Here is a 17106-nt window from a genome sequence, read left to right as displayed (position 1 = left end):
ACCAGAACGGAAACCCACATGACCTCACCAGCGTCAGCCGGGAACTCACCTCCGCCGCTGCGGTTGCGGCTCAAACCCGCGGGCCCCGCCACCGGTTTCGTCGACGGCGCCTGGTGGCCGCGGTCGACGGACCTCACCGCCGAACTGGCCGCGTTGAACGGGGCCCTCGCCGAGCGGCTGGGGCACCTCAGCCGGGTGTCCTACGAGTTGTTCGCCTGGGACCCGGTGCCGCGCCGGTTCACCGCCGGAGAGATCCAGATCCGGCTGGAAGGCTTCCGTTCCCACCCCCGCAACACCATCACCGCCACCGGTCCGGGCAGGCTGCGCATCAGCCTGCTGGTGGTCCCGCCCGGCACCGCCGAGTCCGACGCCCGCCACGCCATGGCCACCGCGGCACAGCCCGGCAACACCGAGCGGCCCGACGAGATCATCGCCGGAGCGGCCCTCCCCCGCACCGCAGGGGCCTGACGGTGGACACCGCCGCTCGCCGCGGGGGCACCCGTGGCGAGCGGCGCGTCGCGGGTCCGCTGTCAGTGCCGGGTCCGGTACGCGGGGAGGTCGACGGCGTCGGATGGCGGGTTGGTGAACCGGGTGACGAAGCGGCTGAGCCGGGGGTCGGTGGCGAGGTGGGCGAGGGCGTGGAGGATCCGGATGCCGGTGCGGGTTTTCGGGGACGCCAGCCTGGGCGCGAACCAGGACACCTTCTGGGCCTGGGTGACGTAGGGCCGCATGGTGTTCTCGTAGGCGCGGAACGCGTCGCGGTGGCTGCTGTGGCGGTCGAGTTCGCCCGCGAGGACATAGGCGCCGACGAGGGCGAGGCTGGTGCCCATCCCGCTGAGCGGGGAAGCGCAGTAGCCCGCGTCCCCGACGACGGCGATCCGGCCGCGTGACCACTGTTCGAGGCGCATCTGCCCGACGGATTCGAAGTGGAAGTCCGCGGAGCCGTCCATGTGGTCCAGCACGCGGGTGGTTTCCCAGCCCGCGTCGGCGTAGTGGTGGCGCAGGAACCGCTTCTGGGCCGGGGACTCCAGCCGGTCGAGACCTGGTCGCGGGGTGAGGAACGACAGCGACGCGCGGGTGGTGCCCTGGTTGTCCGGGCGCAGGAGGACGACGCGGCGGCCGGGGGCGTTGTACCAGCGGGCCCAGCGACCGTCGGATTCGGCGCGGGGAATGGTGAAGTAGGCGGTGTAGAGGCCGAAGGACCGGGTGCGGGCGATGTCGGCGAACGCGAGACCGCGGGTGCGGGAGCGGAACCCGTCGGCCAGGACGACGAGGTCGAAACGGCGGTCGGGGCCGGTGCGGAAGGTGACGTCCACGCCGTCGCCGGTCTCGGTCAGGCCGGTGACCTCGTCGCCGAACAGGTACTCGGTGTCGTCCCGGGTTCGCTGGTGGAGCAGGTCGGCCAAGTCGCCGCGCAGCAGCTCCAGTTCGGTGACGAACCCGTCGCCGCCGAGGGCGTCGCTGCCGAACGAGGCCCGGACGCGGTTGCCGCCGTCGACGAAGCGCACGCCTTCTTCGCGGGTCACGCGCTCACGCGCGGCCTGCGCCAAGCCCATGCGTTCGATGACGGTGCGGCCCGCGCCGCGCAGGTCGACGGTCTGCCCGCCGAGGCGCGGCTCGGCGGCGCGTTCGACCACGGTCGGGGTCATGCCGTACCGGTGGAGCCAGAGAGCCAGCGCGGGTCCTGCGATGCCCGCTCCGGAGATCAAGACGCTGCGGGACATGGGACGTCCTCCTTTGCCCGAGGTGGTTGGCCGTGCGCGGGTCAGCGGAACTCGCCGACGGCGGTCGCGTCAGCGGCCGAGGTGGTGGTGTCGGTGAGGTCGGTGTCGGTGAGGTCGGTGTCGTCGGGGCGGGCTCGGCGGGGGAACAGCGGCGAGATGAGCAGGAACACCCCGATGATGACCGCCTGGACCACCAGGGCGTCGCGGAAGCTCGCGGTGGCCCGGCCCGCGAGGGCACCGGCGAAGAACACCGTGCTGAACACCGCGACGCCGACCGAGCCGCCGATGGACTGGACCGCGGACAGGACCCCGGAGGCGGAGCCGACCTCGTCGTCGGCGACGGCACCGAGGACGGTGTTGAACACCGCGGCGATCACGATGCCCGCGCCGATCCCGGTGACGACGCTGCCGGGCACGATCCGCCAGATCGTGAAGCCGGACGTGTCGGCCAGCGCGAGCCACAGCCACGCGATCCCGGCGAGCTGGACCACGGCACCGGTGCGCAGCACCGCGCGACCGAGTTTCGCGGCGAGCAGTCCGCCGCTGATGCCGCCGCCGACGGCCGTGCCCAGCGCGACGGGGAGGTTGCCCAGGCCGGCCTGCCCGGCGGTGAAGCCCTGCCCGATCTGCAGGAAGAACGTCAGCACCAACTGGGTGCCGATCAGGCCGCCGAAGAACAACGCGACCGCGACCAGCCCGACGGTGAACGCCGGCTTGCCGAACAGGCTCGGCGTGACCAGGGGGGCGCGGTCCCGGCGCACCACGCGGCGCTGCCACAGAGCGAACGCCACGTACCCGATCGCCGCCGCGGTGAGCGACAGCCAGGTCCACAGCGGCCACCCCGCGGTGTGCCCCTCGTTGAGCGGGAGGACCAGCAGCGCGGACGCGGCGGCGACGAGGACGGCGCCGACGACGTCCACCCGCGGCGTCCCGGTCCGCCCGCCGCGGGGCACCAACCGCCACGACAGCGCGAGCGCGGCGAGGCCGACCGGCACGTTGACCAGGAACACCAGCCGCCAGCCGAGCCCGAACAGGTCCCAGTCCACGAGCGCGCCACCCAGCACGGGGCCGAGCACCCCGCCGAGCCCGAGGACGGGACCGAACACGGTGAGGGCCTTGGTCAGGTCGCGCGGGGTGAGGTTGTCGCGCAGGACGCCCAACCCCTGGGGCAGCATCATCGCCCCGGCCACGCCCTGGACCAACCGGAAGGCGATCAGCAGGCCGAGGTTCGGCGCGATCGCGCACAGCAGCGACGCGGCCGTGAAGCCGACCAGGCCGAAGAGGAACATCGGACGGCGCCCGTAGCGGTCGCCCAGGCGCCCGCCCAGCACCAGGCCCGCGCCGAGGGCAGCGCGTAGCCACCGATCACCCACTGCAATCCCACCGGGCTCGCCCCGAGGGACCGCTCCAGCGCCGGACCGGCCACGTTGACGATCGTCGAGTCCAGCAGGTCCATCAGCTCGACGACCAGCACGGTGGCCAGCAGCCACCACATCGACCTCGACCTGGTCTTCTCAGGAACAGCCATGACTTCCACTCCGAACCGGGTTGATCAGCGCGGACGCGGACGGTCTGCCGTCCGCGTCCGCGACGCACGAGCGGGGTGCGCGGCGGGCATCGGAGCCGCCGCGGACGAACGTCGGGGAACTCGCGGTGTTCCGGGTGGCGCGGGGGCGAGCCGGGCCACCCGCCCGCTGAACCGGGGTCAGTCCTGGGGCAGGGAGTCGGCGGTGTCGGTGTAGATCCGCACGACCTCGGTCAGGAAGTTCTCCACCGCGTCCCGGTCGTCGGGGCTCAGTGCCTCGACCAGGCTCTCCACACCGCGCAGCAGCGGGTTGAGGTGGTCGAAGAGCCGGGTCATCGACCCCTGGACCGGCTCGACCAGCACCTTGCGGCGATCGGTGGCGTGCGGGCGGCGGACGACGTGCCCGGCCTGTTCCAGCCGGTCCACGATGTGGGTGCTCGCCGCCGTGGAGACCCGCAGCCGGTCGGCGAGGTCCTTCGCGGTCAGCGGGCCTTCGCCCGCGAGGTGCTCCATCGCCGACAAGCCCGTGGCGTTGACCCCCAGAGCACCGCTCAGCCGCTTCTCGATCACCCGAGTCAACGCGCCCACCTCTTGCAGGCGCTCCATGACCGGGTTCCCCACGCCCGGGGACTCGACCCGCCACCTGCCCGCGACCTGGTCCGGTCCACCGGTGGGCGCGTCGGGAGCAGAAGGTGTCATACGAGTTAGCTTACCAATTAAGTCACTAACTCGATTAGCTACATTGTGTGAGGACGGACACCTCTCGGCGCGTCCAGTGCGCGAACGCGCGTCGGCTGTCCCCCGCGCTGTGGCGGAGCGGGCCCAGGGCTGAGCGGTCAGGGGGAGGTGATCGTCAGGGTGACGAGTGAGTTGATGCCGGGGACGTCGCCCAGGCCGAGGGTGCACAGCAGGATGTCGGCGGCGGGTGCGGTGCTGGTCTGCACCGCGTGGTCGCCGTGGAACAGGCGGAGGTGACGGTGCCGGTCAGGGTGTAGACGAGGGTGCCCGCGGTGATGGTGGCGGTCGCGTTGCCGGTGATGGTGCTGGTCTGGCCGGTGTTCCAGGTGATGGTGAACGTGCTGGGGAAGGGGTGGAGCAGCGTCTGGCAGGACCAGCCGGGAGCCGGGGCCTGGAAGCCGCTGGTGCCGGAGGTCAGGGCGCGGGTGCCGGCCGAGACGCAGGGACCGTACCGGGTGGACACGGAGACCGTGGTGTTCCGCGGGGTGGCGGTCAGGGCCGGGCTGAAGGCGACCGCGGTGGCGCTGGGCGGGAGGCAGGTGACATCCAGCGCGCCCGCCGAGGCCGGGGTCGAGGGCAGGGCCGCGGTCGCGGCCAGGGTGAGCACGCCTGCCAGGGCGGCCGGGCGGAGGCGCTCGCGGGTGGGCATGGTGTGACCTCCGTTGATCACCCGGGCGTACCGGGAGGAGAGCGGGCGGGCGCGAAAGTGTCCTGTTCGGACATGCTGGGGTGGTTGGTGGTGCTTGCCGCTGCCCGCACGGTGCGCGCGCTCGCGGACCGGTGTGGGTGTGGCGAGCAGGTGGGTGAGCAGGCCGGTGGCCTCGTCGGGGTCGTGGCCGCGGCGGTCGGTGAGGCCGTCGGTGTAGAAGAGCAGGGGCGTTCCCGGGGCCAGGGTGCGGCGGTGATCGGCCCGGTCGGGGTCGGCCAGGCTGGGGTGGATCATCACGGCGCGGTCGCGCAGCGGTTCGACGGCGCCGTCGGGGTGGCGCAGCAGCGGGTCGGGGTGTCCGGCGTTGACCCAGGTGAGGTCCCAGCCACCGGCGGGTCGGGGACGCAGGTGGCAGTGCGCGAGGGTACCGCTGGCGCGCAGGTCGAGGATCCGGTTGGCGAACTCGACCGCGGTGACGGTGGTGGCCGGGCCGTGCCGGGGGTGGTCGAGGTCGGCCTGGCGGAGCATGCCGCGGACCTGGCCCATGAGGGTGGCGGCGCGGATGTCGTGGCCGGTGATGTCCCCGATGGTGACCGCGAGCCCGGCGGGGAGGTCGGCGGTGGCGGGGAGCGGGTAGGCGTCGTACCAGTCACCGCCGACGAGCTCGTCGGCGGCCGCCGGTCGGTAGTGGGCGGCGATCTCGATCCCGTCGACGGTGGGCAGCGCGGTGAGCATGGCCTGCTGGAGCTGGTGGGCGGTGCTGATCCGGTTGTCGAGGTAGCGGGCGCGCTCCACGGCGCGGGCGGTGCGGTCGGCCAGCGCGGTGACCACGGCGCGCTCGAGGACGCCGAGGCGGTGGTCGGTGTCCCAGCAGATGGCCGGCGCGCCCAGCGGTCCCCCGGCGCCGGGTAGCGGGACGCAGATCGCCGACCGCAGCCCCACCCCCTCGAACGCCGCCACCCCCTCGAACGCCGCCACCGCCTCGGCGCAGTAGCCGCCCGCGATGAGGTCGGCGGTGCCGTTGATGACGACGGTGGTGTTGTCCCGCGCCGCGCGGGCCGTGGGCCAGTCGTCGTCGAGCCCGTAGCTCTCGTAGCGGTGTTCGACCGGGATCACGTCCGTGTGGTCGACCAGCCGCCGCAACCGCCTGCCCTCGATCAGGACCAGACCGACGTAGCGGGGTTTGAGGTCGCTGGTCACGAGGTCGCGGACCCTGCCGCGGACCTCGGCCAGGCCCGTGGTGTCGGCCAGGTCCCGCAGCCGCGCATCGATCCACGAGCGGGGGGCGGTGTCGAGGGCGCAGAGCGCACCCAGGACGCGGCCGTCGGGATCGGTCAGCGGCATCGCCGCGCAGGCGGCGAGACCCAGGTCGACGATGGCCGGATCGGCACGCCAGTGCTCGTCGGCGCCGGTGTCGGGCAGCACCAGTGGCTCGTCGGAGAGCACAACCCGGCCGCACAGCGAACGCGACAGCGGGGCCGACCGCCACGCCGCCCACGGATCCGACGGCCCGATCGGGCCGGGGAACACCTGCAGATCGGGCTCGACCAGCGCGACGAAGGCGACGGGGGTCCCCACGACCCTGGTCACGAGCCGGGCGAACCGCTCCATCCCGGTGTCGGACGCCTCCGCCGACCCCGGGTCCCACGGCGACGCCACCCGACCCCCGTCAGCCGACCCCGTTCGCGCGGGTTGCTGCCTGCCAGCCGACATCCGCTGCTCCTCGCCCGAAACGTGGGACGTGCCTAACCCCGGCACCACCGGCCGGACCCGGCAGGCACGAACCGCCCGAACCGCGGTCGGCGGCGGCGGGGACCGGGCTCGGGCCACGGCCGCGACGTCGGGGCGGCGGGTGGCGAAGGCGCTGCGGACCACGGCGTGACGGCGTCCCGGTTCCCTTTCACACCAACCACATCCAGCGTCCGGTCACCCACCGACGGGGTGCCGGTGCTCCCCTCTGGGACGTGCGTGCCGCTGTCGGCCAAGAGCCTCGGCGAGCAGCAACACGTCCGCGTGCTCCGGTGGCTGGTTCGGGCCGGCGCTCGGCTCGTCAGGGGCGGTCGGCTTGTCCGGCGGTGTCGTGGAGGGTGAAGTAGTCGGCGAGGCCGGTGATGGCGAGCATCCTGGTGATGTGGGGCGGTACGGCGGTGAGGGCGAAGGTGGCGCCGAGGGCCGTGGCGTGGTGGTGGGCGGTGATGAAGGTGGAGATGCCGCTGGAGTCGCAGAAGTCGAGGCCCGCGAGGTCGAGGACGAGTTCGCGGGCCGCGCCGCGGGGCAGCGCCTCGCAGGCTTGCCGCAGCTTCGGTGCCGTGGTCATGTCCAGTGCGCCGCTGATGGTGATGATGTGCGCGCGGGCGGTGGTGCTGGTGGTGATCGTGAGGTCGGTCATCGGGTGTCCCCGTTGGTCGTAGGGACGGTGAGGACGAGCAGCGCGGTGTCGTCGGTGAGCCGGTCGCCGAGCTCGTGCAGGACGCGGGCGAGGGTGTCGATGATGGTGCGGGCGTCGTGGCCGCGGAAGTCCGCGGCGAGCGCGATGAGGTGTTCCTCGCCGAGGAAGGTGCCGTCGGGGTGGCGGGCCTCGGTGAGGCCGTCGGTGTAGAGCAGCAGGCTGTCCCCGGGCTCGAGGCGCGTGGTGGTGACCGCGATGCGCGCGTCGGGCAGGATCCCGATGAGCTGCCCGCCCGCCGTGCTCACCGCCTCGACCCGACCGTCGGCTCGGGTGAGCAGCGCGGGCAGGTGCCCGCCGCCCGCGAGGGTCAGGGTGAAGCCGTCGCCGTCGGGGCTGATGAGTCCGAACAAGACGGTGCAGTAGCGGGCGTCGCGGGCGTAGTCCTGTTGGAGCAGGACGTTGTTCAGGTTGGACAGGACCGCGGCGGGGTCCGGGTCGTAGACGGCCGCGGCGCGCAGGGTGTAGCGGGTGAGCGAGGTGATGGCGGCGGCGTCGGGTCCCTTGCCGCACACGTCGCCGAGGAAGAAGCCCCAGCGGTCGGGCCCGAGGGGGAACAGGTCGTAGAAGTCGCCGCCCACCTGTTCGTGGGTGGCGACGTGGTAGTGCGCGGCGGCGTCGATGCCGGGCACGACGGGCAGGATCGGCGGCAGCAGGGTGCGCTGCAGGGTCTCGCTCAGCTGCTGCAGGCGCGCCCGTTCCCGTTCGACCTGCTCGCGCTCGGCGTCGGCCTCGCGCCGGGCGCGCAGGAGTTCGCGTTCGTAGGCGCGGCGCTGGCGGGCGTCGAAGACCGAGGTCCTGATCAGCAGCGGCTGCCCGTCTGCGGCGGTCTTGACCGTCGAGGTCACCAGGACGGGCAACCGGTGGCCGTCCGCGGTCCGCAACTCGAGTGCTATCTCGTCGGCCTGGCCCCGCAATCGCAGCAGCGGCGCGAAGTGCGTCTCGTGGTAGAGCTTTCCGCCGACCGTGAGCAGGTCGGTGAAGCGCAGCCTGCCGACGAGGTCGTCGCGCTGGTACCCCAGCCAGGTGAGCAGGGTCTTGTTGACCTTCGCGATGTGCCCGTCCAGGAGGGTGGACAGGTAGCCGCAAGGGGCGTTGTCGTACAGGTCGGCGGCGTCGTCCTCCAGCAGCGCGGCGAACGTGGCGTCGCTGCCGCCCGGCACCGCCGCGCCGTCGTGGCCGCCGCCGGTCCGGTCGTCGTCGGTGCGGCCCATCATGCGCGGGACGCGAACGTCGCGGCGAGGAAATCGCGGATGGCGGCGGTGGTCGGCTCGGGTGCGCTCAGGTGCGGGCAGTGACCGGTGGCGTCCAGCACCACCAGCGCGCTGCCGGGCACGGCGCGGTGCACGTACTCCCCCACCGCCACAGGGGCGATCACGTCCTCCCGGCACTGCAGGACCAGGGTGGGCAGGCCGACCCGCGGCAGGTCGTCGCGGTTGTCCGCGGTGAAGGTGAGCCGGGCGAAGTGCCGGGCGATGCGGGGGTCGGTGCGGCAGAAGCTGTTGGTCAGCTCGGCACCCAGCTCCGGCCGGTCGGGGTTGCCCATGATCGCGGGCGCCGTCGCCGCGGACCACCCGAGGTAGTTGCTGTCGAGCGAGTCGAGCAGCTCATCGATGTCCTCGGCGCCGAACCCGCCCACGTACCCCTCGTCATCGATGTAGCGCGGCGAGGGACCGACCATGACCAGGGCGGCGAACCGCGACGGTTCCCGAGCGGCCGCGAGGACACCGATCATGGCGCTGACCGAGTGCCCGACGAACACCACGTCGCGCAGGCCCAGCTCGGCGCAGATCTCCAGCACGTCGGTGGCGTAGCCCTCCAGCGTCGCGTACCGGCCCGGGTCCCAGGCGGTGAGGTCGGAGCCGCCCGCGCCGACGTAGTCGAACAGCACCACGCGGTGGTCCTGGGCGAACGCGGGTGCGACCAGGCGCCACATGTTCTGGTCGCACCCGAACCCGTGGGCGAACAGCAACACCGGACGCCCATCACCGTCCCGACCGCCATCACCGACAGTCACGCGGTTTCTCCTGCGTACGTCCATGGACGGCGAGTATTGCACCACGCGTGGGTGAACGCGGTGCGCGTGTCCCGGCAGTACCGGCCGGGTGGCGGGTCGGTCAGGCACGACCGGTGGAGCGTGGCGCCGGTGGGGCGGGGCGTGTTCGGGAACAGGCGGTGTTCGATCCGGTGGTTCAGTCCGCCGAGGGCGAAGTCGGTGATCCTCCCACCCCGCCTGAAGATCCGCTTGTACCCGGCGTCGGGCCCGGCGAACGCCAACGGGGTGAACAGCACGGCGCGCGGGCGTCCGCAGGTGCCGGAGCCGCGCGGCGTGCTGTCGTTCACGGGTGCCGCACCGCGGAGTCGGTCGCCGCGGCGGTGAAGAACCGGATCTCGCGCGAGCGGCGTCGATCGATATCGGACGGCGTGCGGCGGGCTTCTTCGGCCGCGGGATGGCTGAACACGACCGGCGAGACCGGCGCGAACACGTCGCCCGCATACGGGTGTGACAAGGAAACTCCTCAAGGGTTGGCCCGCGGGCGGATGGCGCGGACCGGGAAGGCGCGACACCGGGCGGTGGCGCCGAGTGCGTGGTCGGTGGCACCGGGTGTCTTTTGGTGGCCCGGGATCCGCAGGGCCAGCGGCGAGCGGGGGCGTCCTCGAGGTCCTCGTCACCCGGTGGTTGGGGGCCTGGCGCGAACCCGCTTTCACCACGGTACGCGTTGTCACGGACAACCACCACCGCGCGGAGCTGAACGGCGGTCCGTTCCTTGACGGCCACCCGGGGGTGTGCTCCACTGGGGATTGGTTGAAGATTTTTGTGTTCGTTGATCCTTGACGCCCGCAGAGGTTTTTGGCGAGCGTCGCGTCGGCGCCCCCCGGGGTTTCCTTGATCCCTCACTCGCAGCCCGGCCACCTCAGCCGAGGTGGGGCGACAGGTTCGAAGCGGCAAGGAGATCGCATGGCCCAGGGCACCGTGAAGTGGTTCAACTCCGAGAAGGGGTTCGGGTTCATCTCCCCCGACGACGGTGGCGCCGACCTGTTCGTCCACTACTCGGAGATCAACGGCGGCGGGTTCCGCAGCCTCGCCGAGAACGCCAGGGTTCAGTTCGACGTCGGTCAGGGCAACCGCGGCCCGCAGGCCACGGCGGTCTCGGTTCTCTGACCACCAGCACGCCGCCCCGGTGCCCGAGGGCACCGGGCGGTACGCGGTCGGCCGCTCCCGCCCCTGTCGCATCCGGTTCTCCGACCTTCGACGAGGTGCAGACCATGACCGCGGTACCGCAGGCCGAAAGACCGGCGACTCACCTCGCCGCCCGCGCGGCGGGGCGGGCGGATGCCGACCCGCACGACACGGACTCGGCGCCCACGCCGACCACCAAGTCCACAATGGATAGAGACAGTCGGGCCTTGGAGACTGCCCTCGCGGTCTACGTCCGCCAAGTGGCCGGGCAGCTCGGAGTGCCCGCCGACGCGGTGACCTACGAGGTCACCGACACGGCCACCGCCTACATCGGACTCACCGACCGCGCCGCGGCGCTCCCGCGGCGCGACCTGATGCTCGTCTGGGACGAATCGCTCGGCTGGTACGTCGCGGTCGAACCGCGCGGCAACGACCGACCTCCGGTGATCTGCCACCTCGGTGGGGAGATCGCGCCCGCGCCCGCCCTCGTCGCCCGGTTCGTCAGCGATGTCGTCGACGGGCACAGCAGGGGCAGGCTCAACCCAGTGTCTCCCAAGATCGACCGGGGCACCCTCGCGGTCGACATGGCCAAGAGCCCGGCGTAGGCAGCCGGGCGGAACCGGTGGCACGGGGACGGCTCGGCGGCGGACCCGAGCCAGGTGGGTCCGGCGACAACGGTCATGGGCACCCCTGTGGTCCGGGTGCTCGGGGCCGCGGCGGCGATCAGTGGGTCCGGGCGGTCCAGACGAGCAGGTTCCGGCCGTCGTCCGTGTGGCTCTGGCGCACCGAACGGGTGTGGTCCGCGGTGGCGCGCAGCACCGCCACCAACCGCGATCGGGTGAGTGTGGCCGTGCCGTCGTCCGACACCGCGACGACGAACGCGTCGTCGCGGTAGTCGATGCGCAGTTCGACGACTCGGGCGTGGGCGACGCTGGTCAGGGCGTGTTGCACCAGCTCGATGATGTCGTCGGCCAAGCGGGGCGGGAGCGCCCGGTTGAGGCAGTCGGTGAACGACACGCGGATGGGCGTGCCGATCGCCAGTTCCGCCGCGTCGACCGTCGCGAGCAGTCGCAGGGACAGGAGCACCGGGTGCCTGCGACGGGGGAACTCCGCGACGAAGAACGCGCGGATCCGCGCGGTGGCGGAGGTGAGCGACTCGACGTAGTCCGTGAGGCGTTCCCGGTGCGCGGGCAGAGCGCCCGCGACGACCATCTGCTGCAGACCCAGCCCCACCGCGAACAGGTCTCCCACCACCTGGTCGGTCAGTTCGGTGGCCTGCGCGCTGACCTCGTCGCGCCGACGGACTTCCTTGTGCCCGGCGTCCGAACGGGCGTACTCGATGGCGCCCGCGGTCTGCGCGGCGAAAGCGACCAGGTGGCGCACGTCGACCGCGGTGAACGGCCGCCCGCCCGGCGCCCTGCCGACGGCCAGGGTGCCGATCAGGTTGTCCCCCCAGCCCAGCGGCACCATCACGACCGGCCCGGTCGCGTCCGCCTCCGGGTACTCCTCGGCCAGCGTCGGTCTGCCCGTCCGGACCACCCGCCCCGCGAGGCTGGTCGCCGGATCGGGGCAACTCCCGGCCGCCAGGCTCGTCGCCAGCGAGCCGGTGGCGGTGTGCACCCGCAACTGCCCGGCGCCGGCCAGCAGCGTCAGGGAACCGAAGTCGGCCTCGGCGGCCTCGGCGGCGTGGTGGGCGAGGTCGTCGAGTGGTCGCTGATCGCCCCCGTGGAACAACCGGGTGCTCGCGGTGGTCGTCGCCACAGCCCAGCGCTCGCGTCGCGTCGAGTCCACGAGGTGCGCCGCGGCGTCGCGGACCATACCCACCATCAGCGCGACCGCCTCGGCGAGCAGGTCCTCGGTCGCCGTGGCACTTCCCTGGCCGCCCGGCGACGCGGCCAGCACGCGGGCGCTCGCCTCCAGGATCTCGCGGACCAGCGTCTCGGTGCGGGGGTTGCCACCATCGGCCGCCCCGTCCCCGCCCTTCGCCCGCGTGGACCTCGGCGTGCCGCACCGCCGCGAAATCCTGGCGAGCAGCTCGTCCAGGTGGCGGCGGTCCAGGCCGTTGGCCGCTCCCCCGGTGGAGTGCGCATCAGAGGACGCGTCGAGCATGAGGACTCCCGTCGATCGCGTGAGGCGTGTCGGCGGGGTCAGGGCCAACGTCTTCGGCAGAGCGCGCGGCGATCGGACCCGCCGCACGTCCCGACCTTAGTCTCGTGGCGGATGGCGGAAACCGCCAAGCGAGTGGGTTGCCGACCAAGCGCGGTGACTCCACGCGTTGAACGCGGTAGTCGGCGATCCGCCAGGCGCGTTTGCGATCTCAACCACATATCGTGACATTTCCTCCGTCGGGCAGAGGAGTTCGGACGATCGCGGTGTCCACTCGGGACGGCCGCGAGGCAAGCCGATCACGATCCCCCCACCTCGGGCGCGGCGCGGCGATGCCCGGCAACGCGATCACGCTCCGCCGACGGAACCCTTGGCCACCGCGCGCACCGGACGAGGTCCACCGTCCGGACCGAACAACAACGGGCAACCCGCTCAGCCCCCCAGTCGCCCGGGCCGGGGCCGGGTTCGCCCCCGCACCCGGCCGTACCGGAATCCGCGCGTTGCCGTAGAGTCGTCGTGATTTCGGCCAACTCTGTGCGTGGGCCAAGACCCCGCCGCGTCCAGGGCTTCGCTCTGACGCAGGCGGGGAGGTGCGGTGCGGGCTCGTCGGTGGTCGGCGGCCTGTGGTTGACGCGGGCGACGACGCGGTCAGGCGCATCCGCGAGACCGTGTTGGATCGCCTGCGCGACGGCGGGACCGGGCTTGAGGCGTTGGGGCGGGTGTGCCATGCGTGTGTGGAGCTGCTGCCGATCGACGGCGCCTCGGTCTCGGTGATGACCGGTTTCACGGGCCGGGAGAGCCTCTACGCCACCGACGAGGTCGCCGCGCGGATCGAGGCCGTGCAGTTCAGCCTCGGGGAGGGGCCGTGCTTCCAGGCGTTCGACACCAGGCGGCCGGTGCTCGCCCCGGACCTGCGGACCGTGGCCTGGCCGGTGTTCGCGGCCGAGATCGCGGCGGAGCCGGTCGGGGCGCTGTTCGGCTTCCCGCTGGTGGCGGGGGCGATCAGCATCGGCGCGATGGACATGTACCGGCGCGCGCCGGGGTGGATGTCGGCCGAGGAGGTGGGGTTGGCACTGCGGCTGGTCGACGTGGTGACGCTGGTCCTGCTGGGGTTGCGCCACGGTGGTGTCGACGGCGCGTGGAGCGATCTGCCCCTGAGCCACGTCCACGTGCACCAGGCGACCGGGGTGCTCATCGCGGCGTTCGACCTCCCGCCCGAGCAAGCCCTGGCTCGCCTGCGCGGATACGCGTTCGCCACGGGCCGCCTCGTCGACGACGTCGCCGACGACCTGGTGTCGCAACGGATCCGGCCCGAGGACCTCGGACTGCCCTGACCTGCGGTCCGCGCGGCCCGGCCGGGCCACGAGTCCCACCCCGAACCGGCAGAGAGAGGAACGAGGTCCTGTGGTGCAGACACCGGAACCAGCCCGCGAGCCGCGGCTGCTGGGCGCGTTCGTGCGGATGGCGGACACGCTGGTCGACGACTACGACATCGCCGAGTTGCTGCACGAACTCGTCGGCTACTGCGTCAGCCTGCTCAACGCCGCCGAGGCGGGCCTCGTGCTCACCGACCAGCGCGGCGGGTTCCACGTACTGGCCTCGTCGAACGAGGAGAGCAGGCTGCTGGAGTTGTTCCAGGTCCAGGTCAACGAGGGCCCCTGCTTGGACTGCGTCACCACCGGGGAATCGGTTTTCGTCTCCGACGTGCGCACCGGGATCGAGCGCTGGCCCCGATTCGCACCCCAGGCGCTGGCCCAGGGCTTCTTCGCGGTGCACGCCGTCCCGATGCGGTTGCGCCAGGACACCATCGGCGCCCTCAACCTCTTCGGCCGCCACCCGGGTGCCATGCGCGAGCCGGACACCGACGTCGCACGCGCGTTGGCCGACATCGCCACGATCGGCATCCTCCAGGAACGCGCGATCCGGCGCGGCGAGGTGCTCACCGAGCAACTGCAGACCGCACTGAACAGCCGGGTCACCATCGAACAGGCGAAGGGTGTGCTGTCCCAAGCCGGGCAGATCGACATGGACAGCGCGTTCCAGGCACTGCGCGCCTACGGCCGCAGCCACAACACGCTGCTCTCCGAGGTCGCCCACCGGATCGTCACCAGGGGCATCGATCCGGTCACGGTCCTGTCCTTTTCCAGGCGACCACCCGCCGGGTGAGCCACCAGCGCGTCCCGGCTCGCCGGGACGCGCTGAACGACTCCCGGACTACCGCCGGGACGCCTTGCGCCGAACGGCTCCGATGGCGGCGGTCCCGATGAACAGGACCACGCCGATGATCCCCAGCCACACCAGCCCCTTGAGGGCGAACCCGATGACCGACACGATCAGCCAGGCCACCAGCAACACGATTACGAGGACAACCATTCCGCCTCCACTGTGCGAAAAACGATGTGATACCGCGCGTCGCGCGAGACCGGACCCGGTCGCCCTGGCCGCCTCGGTCGCGGCGGTTCCGACCTCAGCCGAAGCCCGGAGGCTGTGCCGGAGGTGCCCCGTGGCCGGTGGTTCGAAACCTGCGCGGGCGACCGGTCGAGGTCAGCGGTGTCGACGACCCGCTCCGGTACCCGCGGCGGGCGAACCGGACATCGGTGTCTCGGCGCGGGTAGGCATCGCGCGCGACCGGCGGGCCGGTGTTCGCGCCAGCAGTCGTGAGGCGGCGCACCGCCGTGGAGTTCTCCGTACGTGGAAAGGTCGTCCTGCCCGGCGCGGCACATCCGCCGCGGCGCGTGGTCGCCGACTCGGTGCGGCCCGCGGCAGAACCGAGCGGGCCTTGCCACGGGAACGCAACACCCGAACGGCCGCTCCACCGCGCCGACGCCGGGGGGCCGGACCTGCGCGCCCGCCACACGTGATGCGCTCGGCGCTCCCGGACCGGGTACAGGCGCACGCCGAATCGATGTCCAAACCACTGTGGACAGCGCAGGAAGTCGGCCGCCCGCACCGCGGGGTGGTCCGCCCGGTCCGGGCGGTCCGCGCCGCGAGGGCGCGAACGAGCCGCCTGTGCGGCTCAGGGCGATCAGCCCGGCGTACCGGTCATGTCTCGACGGTACTCGTCTACCACCGCGCGACGGTGGATGTGGGGTATGGTGACCGGGTCGAGAGTTCCTCGCACACCGGTTCCCATATTGGTGGCGTCCTCGGCACAAGGCCCGGCCGGAGTCGTTCGGTCGGGGACTGGAGCGTCGACGTTGTGTCGGATTGCCCGCTTGGATGTTCCCCACCGTGCCCCTTCGGGCACCGAGCCGTCACGGCTGACCGTCATCGCGACGACGAAGCCGCAGGCGCCCACTCGGGGAACGCCGAGCGACCTGGCCCCACGCGGCTGACGTTCCGTCCCGGGCTGGTGGCAGTGGACAGCACGCCACCAGCCCGGCGCCCCTGGGGACGGTGGTGGCTCGCGTGAACCGGCGCAGGCCGCCGGAACCGGTCACCCGCACGCGGCACCGCACCGCGGACGCCGCTCACCCACGCGGTCCGCTGTCCCCCACGGCACCGGGGCGCGGCGTTGACCACAACGGCGGTGGGCCGCGTCCCGAACCCGCCCCGCCCGCTCGCGGTGGGGTAGCGGTCACCGAAGACGAGACACCGCGCCGCCCGCGTCCAAGCGGCGCGGATTCCTGTCCGATCACACCGATCGGCCTTGCCGCACGGGAACGGGAGCACGGTTGCCCTACAGTCCTTTCGCCACAACCCCCCAGGACATCCTCGGCCACAAGCCGCCGACGGGGCCGACCGACCTCACCGGACGGCTCAGCCCGCCGTTGCCCGCCCCCACCGCGAGTGCGGCGCGAACGATCCGGCACGGCCCGGATCACGGGCCGGGGACCGGTGTCCGGTTCGCCGAGATGAAAGCCGTGGCCGCGAGGGCGGAAACCGACCAGCAGGTCCGGGCCACCCGGTTGGTGGCGGGCAACTCGCTCGACGCGGACGACTGCCGGGAACTGCTCTCCATGCTCGGGCTGACCGGAGTGGAGACCACGCCGACACGGCGTGCGCGCTGATCCGTGGTCGACGGTGACGGGCCTTCGGGCGCGCACCGGGACACCGAAGCCTTACACCCGACCAACCAAAGGAGCACGCGCATGACCCAGGGAACCATCAAGTGGTTCAACGGAGCCAAGGGCTTCGGCTTCATCACCCCCTCCGCGGGCGGGCACGACCTGTTCCTGCACCACACCGACATCCTGGGCTACGACCACAACGGGCTCGCGGACAACCAGACGGTGGAGTTCGTGGTCGCCGACGGCCGGAAGGGTCCACAGGCGACCTCGGTCCGCCTGGTGTGAACCGCCGGGGCCGCGGCCTCGACTTCGGTCACCGGTGAGGTCGTCGCGGTGCGGTCCCGCACCGCGTCCGCCGCGGTCACAATGTCCACTCTGGACGATCACGGCCGGTGCGCGTGCCCGATGCGTCGACCGGCCCGCTCGGGTGTCACGAGCAGAACGCTCGGATACCCGGTTGAGGGCTCCGCCGCCGCAGCGAGGAGCCGAACCCGTCGAGGAAGGGCCGCCCATGACCACCCCAGTCCCCGTCGAACCCGCCGTGCCGGGAGTCCCTGGCGAAGCCGCGGGCACACCCGCCCGCGGCTTGGCGCGCGGTGTCGAGCAGTTCGGGAAAGCCGTCCGGCAACGCCCTGGGGCCACCCTGGCCGTCGCGATCGCGACGTTCCTGGTGGTGCGGCGCCTGACTCGCCGCGCCCGGTAGCTCTCGCACGGCCGCGGCGCCGCC

Annotated in this window: 19 protein-coding genes; 8 read left to right on the top strand and 11 right to left on the bottom strand. The window is 72.5% G+C overall.

Annotated features, from left to right (window positions below):
• Window positions 1–18: 18 nt before the first annotated feature.
• Window positions 19–468 (top strand): DUF5994 family protein, encoded by a 450-nt coding sequence (locus CLV40_RS25485; protein ID WP_181043732.1) that lies wholly within the window; start codon window positions 19–21, stop codon window positions 466–468.
• Window positions 469–530: 62 nt separating this feature from the next.
• On the opposite strand, the gene CLV40_RS25480 is transcribed toward CLV40_RS25485, so the two are convergent.
• The 9 genes from CLV40_RS25480 to CLV40_RS38335 form a co-directional block, all read right to left on the bottom strand.
• Window positions 531–1724 (bottom strand): FAD-dependent monooxygenase, encoded by a 1194-nt coding sequence (locus tag CLV40_RS25480; RefSeq protein ID WP_104481507.1) that lies wholly within the window; start codon window positions 1722–1724, stop codon window positions 531–533.
• A gap of 41 nt (window positions 1725–1765) precedes the next feature.
• Complete coding sequence (locus CLV40_RS25475; RefSeq protein WP_245931564.1) at window positions 1766–3097, bottom strand: MFS transporter; 1332 nt, start codon at window positions 3095–3097, stop codon at window positions 1766–1768.
• Window positions 3098–3429: 332 nt separating this feature from the next.
• Window positions 3430–3948, bottom strand: a complete 519-nt coding sequence (locus CLV40_RS25470; protein WP_245931562.1) for a MarR family winged helix-turn-helix transcriptional regulator — start codon at window positions 3946–3948, stop codon at window positions 3430–3432.
• 154 nt (window positions 3949–4102) lie between these two features.
• The gene (locus tag CLV40_RS25465; RefSeq protein ID WP_104481505.1) at window positions 4103–6349 is read right to left on the bottom strand and encodes a SpoIIE family protein phosphatase; all 2247 of its coding nucleotides are present in this window, start codon (window positions 6347–6349) and stop codon (window positions 4103–4105) included.
• A gap of 337 nt (window positions 6350–6686) precedes the next feature.
• Window positions 6687–7025, bottom strand: coding sequence for an STAS domain-containing protein (locus CLV40_RS25460; protein ID WP_104481504.1), 339 nt, complete (start codon window positions 7023–7025; stop codon window positions 6687–6689).
• Entirely contained in the window at window positions 7022–8299 is a 1278-nt protein-coding gene (locus CLV40_RS25455; RefSeq protein WP_245931561.1) for a SpoIIE family protein phosphatase, read from the bottom strand. Before CLV40_RS25455 ends, CLV40_RS25460 begins: the two co-directional genes overlap by 4 nt.
• Window positions 8296–9099 carry an alpha/beta fold hydrolase gene (locus CLV40_RS25450; protein WP_281261690.1) on the bottom strand — a complete coding sequence of 268 codons (804 nt, stop codon included), beginning with the start codon at window positions 9097–9099 and terminating at the stop codon, window positions 8296–8298. Before CLV40_RS25450 ends, CLV40_RS25455 begins: the two co-directional genes overlap by 4 nt.
• Entirely contained in the window at window positions 9096–9425 is a 330-nt protein-coding gene (locus CLV40_RS40900) for a hypothetical protein (protein WP_374065054.1), read from the bottom strand. Before CLV40_RS40900 ends, CLV40_RS25450 begins: the two co-directional genes overlap by 4 nt.
• On the bottom strand, window positions 9422–9592 hold the full coding sequence (locus CLV40_RS38335; RefSeq protein WP_181043731.1) for a hypothetical protein: 171 nt from the start codon (window positions 9590–9592) through the stop codon (window positions 9422–9424). The genes CLV40_RS40900 and CLV40_RS38335 overlap by 4 nt, the downstream gene beginning before the upstream one ends.
• Window positions 9593–10041: 449 nt before the next feature.
• Here CLV40_RS38335 and CLV40_RS25440 point away from each other — a divergent pair, with 449 nt between their 5' ends.
• Window positions 10042–10245, top strand: coding sequence for a cold-shock protein (locus tag CLV40_RS25440; RefSeq protein WP_104481501.1), 204 nt, complete (start codon window positions 10042–10044; stop codon window positions 10243–10245).
• Window positions 10246–10490: 245 nt separating this feature from the next.
• Window positions 10491–10868, top strand: coding sequence for a DUF6292 family protein (locus CLV40_RS25435; RefSeq protein ID WP_245931560.1), 378 nt, complete (start codon window positions 10491–10493; stop codon window positions 10866–10868).
• 118 nt (window positions 10869–10986) lie between these two features.
• On the opposite strand, the gene CLV40_RS25430 is transcribed toward CLV40_RS25435, so the two are convergent.
• On the bottom strand, window positions 10987–12372 hold the full coding sequence (locus tag CLV40_RS25430; protein ID WP_104481500.1) for a GAF domain-containing protein: 1386 nt from the start codon (window positions 12370–12372) through the stop codon (window positions 10987–10989).
• A gap of 620 nt (window positions 12373–12992) precedes the next feature.
• On the opposite strand from CLV40_RS25430, the gene CLV40_RS25425 reads away from it, so the two are divergent.
• Both CLV40_RS25425 and CLV40_RS25420 read left to right on the top strand, forming a co-directional pair.
• Entirely contained in the window at window positions 12993–13703 is a 711-nt protein-coding gene (locus CLV40_RS25425) for a GAF and ANTAR domain-containing protein (RefSeq protein ID WP_245931559.1), read from the top strand.
• Window positions 13704–13776: 73 nt separating this feature from the next.
• Complete coding sequence (locus CLV40_RS25420; RefSeq protein WP_245931558.1) at window positions 13777–14535, top strand: GAF and ANTAR domain-containing protein; 759 nt, start codon at window positions 13777–13779, stop codon at window positions 14533–14535.
• Window positions 14536–14583: 48 nt separating this feature from the next.
• Here CLV40_RS25420 and CLV40_RS38330 read toward each other — a convergent pair whose 3' ends face one another.
• On the bottom strand, window positions 14584–14742 hold the full coding sequence (locus tag CLV40_RS38330; RefSeq protein ID WP_181043730.1) for a hypothetical protein: 159 nt from the start codon (window positions 14740–14742) through the stop codon (window positions 14584–14586).
• Between the two features lie 1301 nt (window positions 14743–16043).
• Here CLV40_RS38330 and CLV40_RS25415 point away from each other — a divergent pair.
• From CLV40_RS25415 to CLV40_RS25405, 3 genes are all read left to right on the top strand, one after another.
• On the top strand, window positions 16044–16379 hold the full coding sequence (locus CLV40_RS25415; RefSeq protein ID WP_104481499.1) for a hypothetical protein: 336 nt from the start codon (window positions 16044–16046) through the stop codon (window positions 16377–16379).
• A gap of 81 nt (window positions 16380–16460) precedes the next feature.
• Window positions 16461–16664 carry a cold-shock protein gene (locus tag CLV40_RS25410; RefSeq protein WP_104481498.1) on the top strand — a complete coding sequence of 68 codons (204 nt, stop codon included), beginning with the start codon at window positions 16461–16463 and terminating at the stop codon, window positions 16662–16664.
• Window positions 16665–16890: 226 nt separating this feature from the next.
• Window positions 16891–17082: a hypothetical protein gene (locus tag CLV40_RS25405; RefSeq protein ID WP_104481497.1), complete on the top strand. Its 192-nt coding sequence runs from the start codon at window positions 16891–16893 to the stop codon at window positions 17080–17082.
• Window positions 17083–17106: the final 24 nt, after the last annotated feature.

It is taken from the genome of Actinokineospora auranticolor (genome assembly GCF_002934265.1).
GTDB lineage: Bacteria > Actinomycetota > Actinomycetes > Mycobacteriales > Pseudonocardiaceae > Actinokineospora > Actinokineospora auranticolor.
Note: the sequence above shows the minus strand (reverse complement) of the source record. Positions and strands in the feature narration are given on the sequence as shown.

Coding starts and splice junctions, on each gene's coding strand:
- CLV40_RS25430 (WP_104481500.1), bottom strand. CDS start 12,372: ATGCTCGACGCGTCCTCTGATGCGCACTCCACCGGGGGAGCGGCCAAC.
- CLV40_RS25440 (WP_104481501.1), top strand. CDS start 10,042: ATGGCCCAGGGCACCGTGAAGTGGTTCAACTCCGAGAAGGGGTTCGGG.
- CLV40_RS25465 (WP_104481505.1), bottom strand. CDS start 6,349: ATGTCGGCTGGCAGGCAGCAACCCGCGCGAACGGGGTCGGCTGACGGG.
- CLV40_RS25405 (WP_104481497.1), top strand. CDS start 16,891: ATGACCACCCCAGTCCCCGTCGAACCCGCCGTGCCGGGAGTCCCTGGC.
- CLV40_RS25480 (WP_104481507.1), bottom strand. CDS start 1,724: ATGTCCCGCAGCGTCTTGATCTCCGGAGCGGGCATCGCAGGACCCGCG.
- CLV40_RS25485 (WP_181043732.1), top strand. CDS start 19: ATGACCTCACCAGCGTCAGCCGGGAACTCACCTCCGCCGCTGCGGTTG.
- CLV40_RS25470 (WP_245931562.1), bottom strand. CDS start 3,948: ATGACACCTTCTGCTCCCGACGCGCCCACCGGTGGACCGGACCAGGTC.
- CLV40_RS38330 (WP_181043730.1), bottom strand. CDS start 14,742: ATGGTTGTCCTCGTAATCGTGTTGCTGGTGGCCTGGCTGATCGTGTCG.
- CLV40_RS25410 (WP_104481498.1), top strand. CDS start 16,461: ATGACCCAGGGAACCATCAAGTGGTTCAACGGAGCCAAGGGCTTCGGC.
- CLV40_RS25455 (WP_245931561.1), bottom strand. CDS start 8,299: ATGATGGGCCGCACCGACGACGACCGGACCGGCGGCGGCCACGACGGC.
- CLV40_RS25460 (WP_104481504.1), bottom strand. CDS start 7,025: ATGACCGACCTCACGATCACCACCAGCACCACCGCCCGCGCGCACATC.